Origin of the sequence: Sphingobacterium sp. UT-1RO-CII-1 (genome assembly GCF_026711005.1) — a bacterium.
Taxonomy (GTDB): Bacteria; Bacteroidota; Bacteroidia; order Sphingobacteriales; family Sphingobacteriaceae; genus Sphingobacterium.
On the sequence record NZ_JAPPVJ010000006.1, the window covers coordinates 143,159 to 159,177 of the forward strand.

A 16,019-nucleotide genomic window follows, 5' to 3' on the forward strand; every position below is an offset into this window, starting at 1 on the left:
TCTCTCTTTTACTTTTTCAGTACTGCTTAACAATAAAACGTAGATTACTACGCTATGTTATATTCCTTTTTCTTGATAAAAAGGAAACAAAAATCAAGACTGGGATGCTGTTTCGCTTTCCAAACCCATTCTGTTCGGTCTTTTTTGATTGCTTTCTTTACGCGACAGCATCCAAGGTCGTTCCTGTTTTGTGTTTATGTCTCTGTGTTTCTTTTTCTCTGCGTCACGCTTGCTCGTAAGGATGCATTTTGGCGATTTTCTGCTTGCTAAAAGGCAGAATATACAAAATATTAAGGAGAATATGAATTTTACCGCTCGCAGCTATTCAAAACCGAACGAAAGGCCGCAAAAGACTGCGCTTCCCGATCTTTATCGGACAGTAAGATTTGACCAGAAGTGACGCCCCAGTCAATAGCTAGATCAGCATCTAAAGGATGAATGCCATTTTCAGACTCTCTGTGATAGAAATTGTCGCATTTGTAGGAAAAAATAGCCGTTTCCGATAAGACGGAAAAGCCGTGTAAGAAACCACGGGGAATAAAAAGTTGCTTTCTATTTTCAGCAGAAAGCTCTACAGCGACAAATTGCCCAAATGTAGACGAATTTTTCCGCACATCGACAGCAACATCAAGCACACAGCCCTCGAGCACACGAACTAACTTAGCCTGCCCATGCTCTCCGGTTTGCATATGTAGACCCCGGACAACCCCGTAGCTTGACTTAGACTGGTTGTCTTGAACAAAAGTAGGGGAAAAACCCAAAACCGACGCCAAGCTATGCGAATTATAACTCTCGAAAAAGTAGCCTCGATCATCTTCAAAAACGTTCGGTTCTAAAATAAAACAACCTTTTAATAGAGTTTCTGTAGCTTTCATTGTTTGTATTTTATGTAGTTGATAGGGTGTATAGATTTGATAAAGTTAAGATGGTTGATAGAGTTGATAAAGTGTATAAAGTTAAGAAGGTTGATAAAGTTGAAAGAGTTGATAGGGTGTATATAATTGAGAAGGTTGATAGAGTTGATAAAGTGGAGAAAGTTGAGAAAGTTCATAGGGTGGATAGAGTTGAGAAGTTTTGAATTAGTTTTTTAGTGACTTTATCAAGTTAGAAAGCATACTTTTGATATAATTCATCTTAGTTTGAAATGTAGATAAATCTGCTATAAAGCCTAAACGAAAAGCTAATTCCAATTGTGTTTCTAGCTCGCTAGCTGAACCTAAAGCGATATAAAGAAAACGGATAAACTCCGCCTGACTTTGTCGCCCAGCCCCTTCTGCTATGTTTGATGGAATTGAAACCGCAGCACGCTTAATTTGACTAGTCAAACCGTACACCTCTTCTTTAGGAAAAAACCTTACCGTTTCGTAAACAGAAACCACCAAGTCCATAGACTCCTGCCAAACCTTCAAATCCTTATGACTAGCCATCTCTTACTTTATAACCCTATTAACCCTCTAAACCTTATTAACCCTCTAAACCTTATTAACCTTATTAACCCTCTAAACCTTATAAACCCTATTAACCTTATTAACCCTCTAAACCCTACTAAATTAACCCTATTTATACTGCTGCTCGTAGTAAGACTGATAGGCACCTGAAGTGACATTGGCCAACCAATCGGGATTCGCAAGATACCAATCAATAGTATGTGAAAGCCCTTCTTCGAAAGTGACCGTAGGTGTATAACCTAACTCTCTGTTAATCTTGGTGGCATCAATGGCGTAGCGCAAATCATGACCGGGACGATCTTTAACAAAGGTGATCAGCTGCGCTGAAGTGCCTGCGCGGCGACCTAGCTTTTCATCCATCTGCCGGCATAACTCTTTAACCAGATCGATGTTTTGCCACTCGTTGAAGCCACCGACATTATAGGACTCACCATGACGGCCACCATGAAACACCAAATCGATAGCACGTGCATGATCGACAACGTAAAGCCAGTCGCGCGTAAACTTTCCATCGCCGTAGATAGGTAAAGGCTTATTGTTTAATATATTATGGATACAAAGCGGAATGAGCTTTTCTGGAAAGTGGTTTGGCCCATAATTATTAGAGCAATTGGTAATAACGATAGGTAGACCATAGGTATCATGATATGCCCGAACAAAATGATCAGAAGCTGCTTTAGAAGCCGAATAAGGAGAGTGTGGGTCGTAACTTGTTTCTTCGGTAAACAGACCTACATCACCTAAAGTGCCATAGACTTCATCCGTAGAAACATGATGAAAAAGTTTCCCCGCATAGTTACCTGCCCAGACTTCACGAACAGCATTAAGCAAATTTACTGTCCCTAATACATTAGTCGTGACAAAAGAAGTAGGGTCTGAAATAGAGCGATCAACATGCGACTCTGCCGCTAAATGTATGACCGCATCAGGCTTTAACGCCCTAAATAGAGAAAGAACCCCATCGAAGTCTCTAATATCTTGCTTAACAAAAGTGTAATTCTCTTTATCTTCTATATCCCGAAGATTTTCTAGATTGCCTGCATACGTTAACACATCGAGGTTAACTATCCGGTAATGAGAATACTTAACAACAAATTCGCGAACAACATGCGAGCCTATAAAACCCGCTCCACCAGTAATTACAATTGTTTTTTGCATGATCAAATCTACAATTAAAGCATTAATAAACCACCTTTGAAGATTAACGTACGCGCGACGAGTGCTTGCAGTAATGTTATCGGAAATAATTTAAATAAGACTAGAACCTTCTTTTTCTAAGCTCTCGTAAACTCCCTTAACCTCTTGTGCAGAGGCCTTATTCAGAACCAAAACAGCATCATTTGTATTGACAACGATACAATTTTGTACGCCCAAAAAGACCGTGTGCTTATCGCCGCCGATTACAATATTCCCTTCGTCATCCACCGGGTGCTCTTTAGCAGCAAGGTAATCGTATAAAGAGTCAAAAGACCCCATATCTGACCATTGGAAAAAAGAAGGCACCACCTTGATACTGTCGCTACGCTCCATTATAGCATAGTCGACACTTTTAGATGGGATTTTGTTGGAAAGCTCGACATCCAACACAGCATCAACCGAGGCCTCGAAAGCAATTTTAGCTGCCGCATAAAGCTTCGGATCGAAACGCTCTAACTCTTGAAGATAAACAGATGCTTTGAAGCAAAAGATACCGGAGTTCCATAAAAAGTTGCCACGTTTTAAAAACTCTTTGGCCGTCTCATAGTTTGGCTTCTCCCGGAAAGACAACACATCATTTCCTTCGGATTCTATATAGCCATAGCCTGTTTCGGGCTTGACAGGATTGATACCAAAAGTAACTAAATGCCCGTCGCGAGCAAATTCGATACCACGCTTGATAGCCTGTAGATACTGCTCCTCACCCTCGATCAAATGGTCGGACGGCGTTACAATAAGAATATCATCTGCAGAGGCTGCAAAAGCTGCAAAAGCAATAGCCGCTGCTGTATTACGAGGCACTGCCTCGACAATAATTTCGTGTGAAGTAGCGGCAAGGTCTTCTTTTGCCAGATCGATGTTCTGAACAGAGCCCACTAATATAAGATGATCGCAAACTTTCTGATTGCGCTGGATTGTAAGCTCAAATAAGGACTTACCATTAAAAATAGGCAAATATTGTTTGGGCCTAGCCTTTCGCGATAGCGGCCACAAACGTGACCCAACACCACCGGAAAGAATAACATTAATAATTTTTCCCATGTTTTTTATTTCGACACCTCCACCTTTTCTGGAAAATGTTGTTCGACTAAACTTTTAGTAACCCGATCGCGCATAAGGTAAAGCTCAGCGCTCGCTTTGGCATCAGACAAAGGGTCATGATGGTTAAGCTCAATGCCCATAATACGGCAACAGATGTTAAGCTTTGTCTTTTGAAAACCTTTAGCACGGTATATTTTACTCGTGCAATGCCATATGGCAGGCAGACGCAAAGAACGATAGTCTAAACTATAGTAGGCCATCGTTTTCATTAAGACTTCACGATCAAACTTCTCATTATGAGCAACCATTTTGCTACCAGCAAGGTAATGCTGAATTTTTGGATAAAGATCTAGAAAAGTAGGGGAATCGGACGTGTCTTTTGGGCGAATGCCATGAACACGCGTCGTTTGCCACATGTATTCGTTTTTGGGCGGCCGCACTAAACTATGAAACTCCTCGATAATTTGCCCGTCTTTCACCTTTACGATCCCTACTGCACACACACTAGTATAGGCTGCAGTAGCCAATTCAAAATCTATAGCGGTAAAAGTCATATATTCTCTTTATACAAACTTACATAATTTCATTTATATGTAAGTATTATTAGTGGTTGCTAAACTTGATTTTGACCAGTCAGCTTCTCCACCAATTGTTCGCAACGTTCAGCTATCATATGATAGACAGGCTCGAATTGAGTAGAATCGAAATAAGGATCGGGCACAATACCCTCCTCCAAAAACAGGCTGACTTTCGATTCATCCTGAGCATGGCGAGCCTGAGCTAGAACATCTTTCAAGTTATTCTCATCCATAACAAAAATATGATCGTACTCATCGAATAAAGCAGGAGTAAAATGCTGCGCGCGCTGCGCCGAGATGTCAACACCATATTTTTTTGCAACAGCAATAGAACGTTCGTCCGGAGCGTGACCGATATGCCAGTCGCCAGTACCGGCAGACTCTACTGACCACCCCAGGCCTTTGCTATTTGCTAAATGTTCTAATATACCATGCGCTAATGGAGACCTGCAAATATTCCCCAAACAAACCATTAAAATTTTCATATCCAAACTTAACCTTTTTCTTATAGAAAAAGCGACCTATCTCTTGATAAGTCGCTTTCTCCATTATTCATTTCTTTATTTTAAAGCCCTACAGGGAATCTATACTCGAAAGAACCTCTTTCGGAAACACCCGTAATGCGTATCATATTACGTGTGGTCTTCGCTAAAGCAGACTCAACCTCATCGACATTATTAACCGGCTGGCCGTTCACGTGTGTGATGATCAAACCACGCTCTATACCAAACTCGTCAAAAATACCGCCACGGTGAACCTGAGAAACAACGACTCCGGAATTTGCTCCAAATTTTTTCTTCTGAGCATCAGATGCCGGAGTGAAACTTGCCCCTAATTTATTGAAGATTTCAGCAGCACTTTTACTTGCTTCATCAGTAGCCTTATCCTTTTTAGCTTCTTGCCCTTTCAAGGTAAGAACCACATCTTTTTCTTTACCATCACGTTTGTAGGTAAGTTTTAGCTTATCGCCAGGGCTTAAACGTGCAACACGCTCTTGCAGATCAGAAGAAGCATAAACCGTTTGTCCTTCAACTTTGGTTATTATATCACCTTTTTTAATACCAGCTCCGGCAGCAGCACCATCTTTAACGACATCGAAAACATACAAGCCATTGATATCGTCGATACCAAACTCTTTGCGGATAGCTTCATCAACCTCACTAAAATTAACACCTACATAACCACGCTGTACGGTACCGAACTGTTTAAAGTCGTTAACAATTTTTGTAACCAAATTGACCGGGATAGCAAAACCATAGCCCGCATACGTTCCTGTAGGAGATGCAATTGCAGCATTAATACCAATGAGCTCGCCACGAGCGTTAACTAATGCACCACCACTATTACCTTTGTTAATAACAGCGTCTGTCTGAATAAAAGACTCCACTGCTGTATTTGCTATAGGCTCGTCAGACTGACCATACCCATAAGGGCTACTCTGCTCGCCCAATATACCGATTTTACGACCCTTAGCACTGACAATACCGGCAGTAACAGTAGATTTCAAGCTAAGCGGGTAACCCACCGCTAAAACCCACTCACCAATACGAACACGATCGGAATCGCCAAGTTTTACAAACGGCAGACCCGTTGCATTAATTTTAATAAGTGCCAAATCAAAATCAGGGTCACGACCAATTACCTTCGCCTCATAAATACGTTGGTCGGTCATTTTAACCTCTATCTTATCAGCATCCTCTACAACATGGTTATTCGTAACGATATAACCATCGGCAGAAATAAGAACCCCAGAACCCGAAGCCGAAGCTTGTCTTGGTTGTTGCTGACGACGGCCCTGCGGCATACCAAAAAACTCCTCGAACATATCGAATGGACTTCCGCCACCACCCCGACGGCTTTCGCGGACCTTCATGTTAACCTTAATATTGACAACACCGGGAGAAACAGCAGCAGCAGCCTGCGTGAAATCAGGATTACCGGTAGAAGACATGATTTCAGCCTCAGGATTGTTTGCGTAAAAAACCTTCTGTTTTTCTTCAAAGGTCATGCTTTCCATTTGCTTATTTTCGAAGAGCTTATAGCCTCCGATAGCCACCGCCCCACCGACGAAAGCTATTAATAAACTAACTCCTATCTTTTTCATATATATGTATAATTTATCTTTTATCTATCGTATGTAATTGTAATACACTTCTCTATTTATGTTTATAGAAGCACCTTAATTTCATATTCTATACGATGTATTTTTAATTTATTTTTCTTTTACTTTGTACTAGGACCTGTTCAAATGTAATACCATTTGAGAAAGATTAATAACTTTTGGCAGTTAAAAAATGTTAACAAAAAGATTGAAAATTAATTTTTAACACGCCTTAACACTTATTACAGCGCACTGTAACAAGAATATTAAATTTACAGCTAATTTTCAAGCTTATGCACGAAAAAATTAAATTCTACAAATACCAAGGCGCAGGCAATGACTTTATTCTTATAGATAATAGACAGCACGTTTTTGAGCCGCAAAACAGCGCTTTAGTGAAAAAAATGTGTGATAGAAAGTTTGGGATAGGTGCAGACGGACTCATGCTTCTGCAAGAAACTGATGAAGCAGATTTTGAAATGATTTACTTTAACGCAAATGGTCTACAGGCAAGTATGTGTGGCAACGGAGGACGATGTATAGTTGCGTTTGCTAGAGATTTAAAAATCATTGAACACAGAACTGACTTTTTGGCAGTGGACGGATTGCACTTTGCACAAATAAAGGGCAATGAAGTAGCTTTGAGTATGATAGATGTGCTGGAATATAGGAGAGATTCGGATGCTTATATACTACAAACAGGCTCTCCACATTATGTAAAAATAACAACCGATGTTGAAAATCTAGACGTCTATAATGCCGGTCGAAAAATAAGATATAGCCAAACATACAGCCCCGAAGGCATTAATGTGAATTTTGTAGAACAAGAACAGGCGGGCTATTTTGTTCGTACCTATGAACGCGGAGTGGAAAATGAAACATTGGCCTGCGGAACCGGAGCTACCGCAGCAGCTATAAGTATAGCCATAAACGAAAACAGAACTGGCACGATTGAAATACCAATCCGTGTGTTAGGCGGGCAACTACAGGTGAGTTTTGAACGAGACGAAAATAGTTTCACTAAGGTAATACTCCAGGGTCCTGCTGAATATGTATTTGAAGGAACTTACTAAGTACTAACGAAGAAGCTCCTGTATATCATCGGGGGAAAGAGATTTGACAAAACTTTCTTCCGTCGTAATTAAAGCTGCCGAATACTCTTTCTTACGATTCTGCAAAGCTAGTATCTTCTCTTCGACGGTATCCTTACTGATGAACTTATAAATAAATACATTCTTTGTCTGCCCTATACGGTGCGCCCGATCGATAGCCTGTTGTTCGACAGCAGGATTCCACCAAGGATCGAGCACAAAAACATAGTCCGCCTCGGTCAGGTTTAAACCCACGCCGCCTGCTTTGATGGAAATAAGAAAAACCTGCACGGAAGAGTCTTCCTTAAAAGTATTAACAGCTGCCGACCGATCCCGGGTAGCTCCGTCAAGATAGGCGTAACTTATTTTCGTTTCCTCAAAATAGACACGAAATAGCTGCAAGTGTTTAACAAACTGGGAAAAGATTAAAACTTTATGCCCTTCGGCAATAATAGACTCCAACATTTCGATAGCAGCCTGGAACTTGCCGGAGGATATATGTGCTTCTTCATCTAACATTTTAGGGTGGTTGGCCGCTTGTCTAAGCTTAGTAAGCCCTTGCAGTAAAATAATTTGATTTTTAGCTCCTGCCTCCTTTAAAGAGTTGTTCAGCAAAGCGTTTCTATATTCAGATTTTATAGATTCGTATTTCTCGTACTGTTCATCAGTCATGTCGCAAAAAACGACCTGCTCTGTTTTAGGCGGCAGCTCGGTAGCAACCTGATCTTTGGTACGACGAAGTACAAATGGTTTAATAATGGCCTGCAAACGCGCAGCTTTATCTTCGTCCTTTTTCTTCTCGATAGGGATGACAAATTCTTTCTGAAAATAGGTATAAGAGCCCAAAAGCCCGGGGTTGGCAAAATGCATTTGCGACCATATATCGGCCACAGTGTTTTCAATGGGTGTGCCGCTGAGCGCTAGTTTATATCTGGACTTTAAGCTCTTTATAGCCTTAAAAGCCTTAGAGCTAGGGTTTTTTATCTGCTGACTCTCGTCAAGAACAATATAATTGAAAAAGAATTTACTAAATAGCTCGATATCTCCCCGTACAATGCCGTAGGTAGTAATAACCAGATCGAAATGAGAGAAGCCAAAAGGGTCTTTCAATCGATTACTGCCCGTATGCCGAAGTATACGCAGCTGAGGAGCAAAGCGCTCCGCTTCTTTTTGCCAATTGTATATAAGCGATGTAGGCAAAATAAGCAATGAAGTTTGCGTATGATCACTCCCATGTAGCGCCTCTTTCTGCTTCTGCAAAAGAGCCAAAGTTTGCACAGTTTTACCCAAGCCCATGTCGTCGGCTAGACACCCACCAAAGTTATAGCTTTGCAAAAAATGAAACCAATTGTAACCTGCCTTTTGATACGGACGTAATTGACCTACAAAATGAGCAGGCATAGGCGCCTCTTCGATGTGATTAAAATCCAATAGTTTTTGCAAGCGTCTATTAAAAGCAATCTGAGTATGTTCGGATATTTCGTAAAGCAAACCAATATGTGATTTGCTTAACGTAAGCTCATTCTTCTGAAGTGCAAACTGGAACAAATGCTCATATTGCGCAAACCACTCGTCGGGCAGGATAGCGATTTCCCCATTGGGCAAAATAAATTCACGTATTTTATGCAAAATATGTTCACGTAGCTCAATAAAAGGTATCGTATAATCGCCAAAACAGGCAACCGCCTTAATATCAAACCAGTCGCTCTGTTCTTCAACAGTTATTTCTAAAGAGGTGCGCCCAATAAATATAGGCTTTGTACCTTTTGCCTGTATAATTTGATAGCCATTATCAAGGATATTTTCCTGATTTTTATTTAACCAATCGATAATCGTACCCTGATGATCAGGAAGAACAAAACTACCAAACAGGGGATCCTTTTTAAGCAAACCTTTATCTTTTAAGTAAGCAGCCTGCTTTTCCTCCCATAGCAAAGAACGCCTGATTCGATAAAACACATACTCGTCCTGATCTTCGTTATGCTCCATTTGAACTGTGACAGGATGGTCTGTGCCGTAATGAAAACGATAAGGCCCATAATCAAACAAAAGCTGTACAAAAGACTGCCCCGACTCTACATAATAAAATTGAAGAATAGGCTTTGCCTGTTCTCGAACGGTTTGTATAATAAAGCCTTCAGCATAAACATGATGCTTCTCGATTAGGCCTTTAACAAAAGTTTCGAAATATTTCTTTTCAGTCGACCGAGGCACCGCTATATATCGTTTATTTAAAAAAGGGCTTAGCTTCTTACCATCGATACCATCTTCAAAATAATGCAGGGTGTTTTCTAACAAAAGCCAAGCTTCTTTATTTACAACGACCTGACTATCTTTGTACATAAAGTCGAGCCGATTACCTTTATACTTTAAAGTAGGAAAGTACCTCGTCTCGACGTCATTACGCCGGAAGTGAAACAAAATAGAACTGGGCTCATCAGCAATTTGCAATGCTTGATCGGCAGGGTAACCATCCTTACCCATTAAGAATAATGGTTTATCAGCCAACATTTTTAATACACGGAGCATCCGCTGCTCAATTTTTGGGCGTAATGTATTATAAGCACGCTCGTCAAATACTTTAGTGAAAAAGTCGATGGCACGCATAGCTTTCTTATTGTATTGCTTGATTAAGTGCGTTTGCTCTGTCTCGTCGAGTATACGGATGATCTCCCTGTCGGTTTCATCAACAGCAGAAGCAAAATCATCAATAGTAGCACTAAAGACACGACGATAGCCTAAAGAATATGAACCATTTGGATTCAAATAAATGATATGGGGCTCTAAAATATAGCCCAAATAGGGATGCTCCCCTAACGAATAGACCAACTTAAATGAAACATTCCCCTCGACCTTACGCATGCTGCTTACTTTGCCTGATAAAAAGGTACTAATATACTGAATTTAGAGCGCTTTATACGAATCTTCACTGCTCACTTTGCTTTGAAAAAAGAGAGAGCCTTATGCTGCTAACACCATAACCAAGGAAGAAAAGAAGCAATGGCACAGGAAAGGAAAGCCAGACAGAGACATAAACACAAAACAGGACCGACCTCGGGTGCTGTCGCGTAAAGAAAGTAGCGAATAAGACCGAAAAGAAGGGATTTTGGAAGTGGAGCATAGCGTAACGGCTTAAAGACATTCCGGGCTTGAAGATGCTTTTAGCGAAACAGCAACCCAGTCTTGATTTTTGGTTCCTTTTTATCAAGAAAAAGGAACAGAGCATACAATAGCATAACCTGATAATCTACGCTTTATTAACAACCAAGACTCTGAAAGCAAAAGAAAGATCGCCGCACTACGCTCGCGATGACGCAGAGAAAAGAAGCAATGGCACAGGAAAGGAAAGCCAGACAGAGAAATAAACACAAAACAGGACCGACCTCGGGTGCTGTCGCGTAAAGAAAGTAGCGAATAAGACCAAAAAGAATGGATTTTGGAAGTGGAGCATAGCGGAACGGCTTAAAGACATTCTGGGCTTGAAGATGCTTTTAGCGAAACAGCAACCCAGTCTTGATTTTTGAATCCTTTTTATCAAGAAAAAGGAACAGAGCATACAATAGCCAACACAGAGACATAAACACAAAACAAGACCGACCTCGGGTGCTGTCGCGTAAAGAAAGTAGCAAATAAGACCGAAAAGAATGGATTTTGGAAGTGGAGATAAAAAGACCTCAAAATCAGTAATAAAAAAATGTCTCGATCAATTGATCGAGACATCGCATTCTGTTATTCACTAGTTTTAAAAAGTAATTTTCTCTTTACAAAAGACCAATCAGACAATCTGGATATACACCAATAATGATTGTCAACAGAGCAGCTAAAGTAAGTACAATTTTATAGTTTGTAGGAATCGGAAGGTCCGAACCAGCATTTTCGTTTTCTGTTTTGAAATACATGCTAACTACTACACGCAAATAATAGTAAACCCCTATAGCGGCATTAATAGCTGCAAGTACAAGCAATACGACATGGTAATTGCCCATCACATTATTGAACATCATGAACTTGCCTATGAAACCAGCTGTCAAAGGTATGCCCGCTAAAGACAACATAGCGACAGTAACTACAGCTGCTAGCCAAGGATTACGTTTAGCTAAACCATTAAACGACTCAAAAAGATCAGAGCCCGTTTTGCGCTTTACCAAAATAAGAGCCGTAAACGCAACAATAGAAGCTAAAGCATAGGCTGTTGCATAAGTAAGTATACTAGATGCGGATGTTGCACCAATAGCAACTATAGCAAATAACATATACCCGGCATGTGAGACACTGGAGTATGCCATCATACGCTTAAAGCTGGATTGCATAAGTGCACTGATATTGCCCACAAAAAGGGTAATAATAATAACTGTTAATAGTACGGGTGTCCAGAAGGAATCTAGAGGCACTAAAACCTCACTGAATAAGCGTAGAAATCCTATAAAAGAAGCAATCTTAACAACAGTACTCATATAAGCTGTTATCAAGATAGGCGCACCATCATAAACATCTGGAGTCCAGAAATGAAAGGGAGCAACGCCAACTTTAAAACAAAGACCACAAAGAACAAGAAGAATACCTGCGTAAAATATTGGCGATATGTCTGTGCCTGTAGCTACATAAGTCTGAAGTGCAGCTAAATCAAAAGTGCCGGATGCACCGTACATTAAAGCAATACCAAATAATAGGAAACCCGTAGAGAAAGCACCCATTAAAAAGTACTTTAAAGAAGCCTCATTAGAAGCCAAGTCGTTCTTACGTATACCCACTAGAATATAAAGTGCAACGGACATAATTTCTATACCAATAAAAAGCATAGCAAAATTATGATAGGCATTAACCAAAATAGCACCTAGTAAAGAAAAGATAATCAAGCTATAATATTCGGCAACATTAGAACTGATACGATTAAAATATTCTTTAGATAACAAGAGGATAAGCCCCGTTACGAGAACACATAATATAGAAAAAGTTAAAGCAAGATGGTCAAAAATAACCATACCGTTATATAAAGGCAATGCCTCTTTCTGCCAATCGGAAACTAAAAAACCAAGTGTTACCACTAGGCCCAATAGCGTAACCGGAAGCAGTGCGTTTTTAGCTTTATACAAACCAACGTACAAAATTAAAATACCTAATATGCCTAACGTTATAATCGCCCCCATAATATTCGTATAATCGCTATTTAAAATTTAATTTGATTCAATAAGTTCATTACAGATGCTTCCGATAAATCTAAAATAGTATTTGGAAAAACACCAAGGTAGATTGTAAAAAACACCAGTACAGATAAAACAACCAGCTCGTAGCCACTAACATCAGCATAAGCTGTACCTGCTGAAGCAGGAGTACCTAACATAGTCTTCTGATAGAAACGCAACATATAAACCGCTCCCAATATAAGGGTCAGACCACCAAGAACAACATACCAAGGCTCGTACCCAAACACAGCTTTCAGAAGCAGAAACTCACCGATAAAACCATTGGTAAGTGGCAGGCCTATTGCCCCCATAAGAATAATAATAAATGCAATGGCAAGTTTTGGCATGCTTGAAGCAAGTCCGCCCAGATCGGCCAATTGACGGCTACCGGCACGGCGTTGTATAATGTCGATAATGAAGAAAAGCCCCACCACACTTAAACCATGATTGACCATCTGTAAAATAGCACCTTGAAGGCCTTCCCCCTGCCAAGAAACCACACCAGCACTGATAAGACCGACGTGTGCAATAGAGGAATAAGCTATCAGACGTTTTGCATCTTGTTGTTTAAATGCAATGATAGATGCATAAACCACGCCGATAAGACATAACAACATAACGATATTGCTATACGCCAAGACTGCAAATGGTGTGACAGGAAGCAACCAACGAATTAACCCATACACTCCCATTTTAAGCATAATACCCGCAAGGAGCATTGTCCCGGCTGAAGGCGCATGTGTATAGGTGTTTGGTTGCCACGTATGAAAAGGAAGAATAGGAATTTTAATAGCAAAAGCAATAAAGAATGCCCAGAATATCCAACGCTGTTCGACTTCTGATAAATTAAGAGCAACTAAAGATGTCCATTCTAAATTACGATCAGGCACCTGATTGTACAAGTACACGATAGCCACAAGCATTAATATACTACCAAAGAAGGTATATACAAAAAACTTCATATTAATGGCGATGCGATCGCCTTCACCCCATAGAGCGCAAATAAAATATATAGGTATTAAGGCAATTTCCCAACCTACGTAAAAAGAAAAAGCATCTAGAGCAACAAAGACTAACAGTAAGCCTGCTTGCATAAAGGCAATAAGACCATAGAAGTTACCTTTAAAGTCTTTACCAAAAGAACTAAGGATGATTAAAGGAATTAATCCATTGGTAAGAATAACCATAGGTAGGCTAATGCCATCTAAGCCAATATGAAATTGTAGGCCTAAAGATGAAATCCAAGTCCAGTTTTGCTCAAACTGTACACTCGCATCTGGCTTAAACCCGGTAAGAAATGGTATAGTCAATCCAAGTTGCACCAATGATAAGATGAGTGCTAACCGTTTTGCCTGTGTTGAATCTTTCAAACAGAACAGCAACAATGCTGTAAGGATAGGTACTGCTAATAATATAAAAAGGTTATCCATTGATTTCTACTGTATTTGAAATTAAATCGCTAATATCCCATAAATCATGATGCCAACAATTGCTAGAACCATCATTAAAATATAAAATCCTACGTAACCACTCTGCAACTGCCTAATACCTTTGCCTGAAGTTACGATAAATGCACAGACACTATTGACAATACCATCGATAGCGAGACGATCTATAGTTTTGTACAAGAAAATAGAAAGCTGATTTAAAGGCTTAACCACTAAGGCTCCGTATAACTCATCGATGTATAATTTATTATAAGACAGTTTATGTAATAAGCCCTGCTCACTTCCTTCTTGTAAAGGAACACCTGCACGGGTTACATATTTATTGTAGGCAAAAATAGCTATCACTAACGCCCCTAAAGCGGAAGCTCCCATTAATATAAACTCTGTGCTGTGGCTTAATGTCAAACTCACTTGATAAGCACTACCCGATTCATATATAGGTGCTAAAAAACCTGCTAGTGCAAAATTACCTCCTAAGGCTTCTGGCCAATTTATCAGCCCACCAACAGCTGATAAAACAGCTAGCACTACAAGTGGCAATGTCATCTGCCAAGGCGATTCGTGCAATTTAGATTGCTGATCGGCAGTTCCTCTAAATTTACCAAAAAAGGTGAGGTATAGCAGACGAAACATATAGAAAGCGGTAAATAAAGCTGTAATAAAACCTACTGCCCAAAGCAAAGGATTGTGTTGAAAAGCATAGGCTAATATTTCGTCTTTAGAGAAAAAACCTGCAAATGGTGGGATACCACTAATAGCTATTGTAGCAATCAGCATCGTGCTGAAGGTAATAGGCATAGCTTTGCGTAGACCGCCCATTTTGCGCATATCTTGCTCATCTCCCATAGCGTGAATAACAGAGCCTGCGCCGAGGAACAAAAGAGCCTTAAAGAAAGCATGTGTTAATACATGAAAGAAAGCACCCGTAAAAGCACCAACTCCCAAACCTAAGAACATATATCCTAACTGAGAAACTGTAGAATAAGCCAACACTTTTTTGATATCATTTTGCGTCAGCGCTATAAATGCAGCGACAAGTGCGGTCGCTAAACCAATGATTGCCATTATCTCCATGGTAACAGGAGATAATGTGAACAAAATATTAGAGCGCACAACCATATAAATTCCTGCTGTAACCATAGTAGCAGCGTGAATTAATGCAGAGACAGGCGTTGGCCCAGCCATTGCATCTGGCAACCAGGTGAATAGAGGTATCTGTGCTGATTTTCCTGTTGCAGCAACGAAAAGAAGCAACGTAATGATCAATAAGGTAGAGTCGCCCACTGTCATACCTGCAGCTTGACTAAAAACTCCATTATACTCTAGTGTACCAAATGTCACCAAGATAAAGAACATGGCGATCAAAAAACCCAAATCACCGATGCGGTTCATTACGAAAGCTTTTTTAGCAGCGGCAGCGTAAGATGAGTTTTTATACCAGAAGCCGATAAGCAAATACGAACAAAGACCTACTCCTTCCCAACCAATGAACATAACCAGATAGTTGGAGCCCATGACCAAAACACTCATGAAAAAGATAAAGAGGTTCAGGTAAGCGAAAAACTTACCAAATCCGCCGTCCTTGCCCATATAACTATAGGAGTAAAGATGGATTAAAAACCCAACTCCTGTGATAATAAGCAACATTAAAGAGCTTAAAGGATCAATCAGAAAAGACAATCCGACGTTTAACTGACCTACAGTAAACCAATCGAATAGATGCATCGTAATTTCTGCAACCTGACCAGAATCTCGTAAAGCTGCTATATCAAAATAAAGCAACAAGCTCATTAAGAAAGAAGCAAGTACAACAGAGCAACCTATGAAGCCAATGGCTATTTTAGGAAGGGTATTTCTAAATAAACCGTTTATAATAAATCCGATCAGCGGGATCAGGGGTATTAGCCAAATTAATTCCGACATACTATTCTT

Annotated in this window: 12 protein-coding genes; 1 reads left to right on the forward strand and 11 read right to left on the reverse strand. The window is 40.1% G+C overall.

Features of this window, described 5'->3' with window-relative positions; translation table 11 throughout:
* Nucleotides 1-308 precede the first annotated feature (308 nt).
* From rfbC to ORI89_RS14280, 7 genes are all read right to left on the reverse strand, one after another.
* Nucleotides 309-875, reverse strand: coding sequence for a dTDP-4-dehydrorhamnose 3,5-epimerase (gene rfbC / locus ORI89_RS14250; RefSeq protein WP_268231170.1), 567 nt, complete (start codon nucleotides 873-875; stop codon nucleotides 309-311).
* Nucleotides 876-1,079: 204 nt separating this feature from the next.
* Nucleotides 1,080-1,427 (reverse strand): four helix bundle protein, encoded by a 348-nt coding sequence (locus tag ORI89_RS14255; protein ID WP_268231171.1) that lies wholly within the window; start codon nucleotides 1,425-1,427, stop codon nucleotides 1,080-1,082.
* A gap of 129 nt (nucleotides 1,428-1,556) precedes the next feature.
* On the reverse strand, nucleotides 1,557-2,606 hold the full coding sequence (gene rfbB, locus ORI89_RS14260; RefSeq protein ID WP_268231172.1) for a dTDP-glucose 4,6-dehydratase: 1,050 nt from the start codon (nucleotides 2,604-2,606) through the stop codon (nucleotides 1,557-1,559).
* Nucleotides 2,607-2,696: 90 nt separating this feature from the next.
* On the reverse strand, nucleotides 2,697-3,686 hold the full coding sequence (locus ORI89_RS14265; protein WP_268231173.1) for a mannose-1-phosphate guanylyltransferase: 990 nt from the start codon (nucleotides 3,684-3,686) through the stop codon (nucleotides 2,697-2,699).
* Nucleotides 3,687-3,691: 5 nt separating this feature from the next.
* Complete coding sequence (locus tag ORI89_RS14270) at nucleotides 3,692-4,240, reverse strand: 3'-5' exonuclease (protein WP_268231174.1); 549 nt, start codon at nucleotides 4,238-4,240, stop codon at nucleotides 3,692-3,694.
* A 59-nt stretch (nucleotides 4,241-4,299) separates the two neighbouring features.
* Nucleotides 4,300-4,749 carry a low molecular weight protein-tyrosine-phosphatase gene (locus ORI89_RS14275; protein WP_268231175.1) on the reverse strand — a complete coding sequence of 150 codons (450 nt, stop codon included), beginning with the start codon at nucleotides 4,747-4,749 and terminating at the stop codon, nucleotides 4,300-4,302.
* Between the two features lie 80 nt (nucleotides 4,750-4,829).
* Entirely contained in the window at nucleotides 4,830-6,368 is a 1,539-nt protein-coding gene (locus ORI89_RS14280; protein ID WP_268231176.1) for a Do family serine endopeptidase, read from the reverse strand.
* Between the two features lie 290 nt (nucleotides 6,369-6,658).
* Between ORI89_RS14280 and dapF the strand changes: the two genes are divergently transcribed.
* Nucleotides 6,659-7,438 carry a diaminopimelate epimerase gene (dapF, locus tag ORI89_RS14285; RefSeq protein WP_268231177.1) on the forward strand — a complete coding sequence of 260 codons (780 nt, stop codon included), beginning with the start codon at nucleotides 6,659-6,661 and terminating at the stop codon, nucleotides 7,436-7,438.
* Between the two features lie 3 nt (nucleotides 7,439-7,441).
* Here the strand turns inward: dapF and ORI89_RS14290 are convergent, their stop codons facing one another.
* The 4 genes from ORI89_RS14290 to nuoL all read right to left on the reverse strand — a co-directional run bounded on the left by ORI89_RS14290 (nucleotide 7,442) and on the right by nuoL (nucleotide 16,010).
* Nucleotides 7,442-10,318, reverse strand: coding sequence for a DEAD/DEAH box helicase (locus ORI89_RS14290; RefSeq protein ID WP_268231178.1), 2,877 nt, complete (start codon nucleotides 10,316-10,318; stop codon nucleotides 7,442-7,444).
* A gap of 899 nt (nucleotides 10,319-11,217) precedes the next feature.
* On the reverse strand, nucleotides 11,218-12,603 hold the full coding sequence (locus ORI89_RS14295) for an NADH-quinone oxidoreductase subunit N (RefSeq protein ID WP_268231179.1): 1,386 nt from the start codon (nucleotides 12,601-12,603) through the stop codon (nucleotides 11,218-11,220).
* 20 nt (nucleotides 12,604-12,623) lie between these two features.
* Nucleotides 12,624-14,069, reverse strand: coding sequence for a complex I subunit 4 family protein (locus tag ORI89_RS14300; protein WP_268231180.1), 1,446 nt, complete (start codon nucleotides 14,067-14,069; stop codon nucleotides 12,624-12,626).
* Nucleotides 14,070-14,090: 21 nt separating this feature from the next.
* Complete coding sequence (gene nuoL / locus ORI89_RS14305) at nucleotides 14,091-16,010, reverse strand: NADH-quinone oxidoreductase subunit L (RefSeq protein ID WP_268231181.1); 1,920 nt, start codon at nucleotides 16,008-16,010, stop codon at nucleotides 14,091-14,093.
* Nucleotides 16,011-16,019 lie beyond the last annotated feature (9 nt).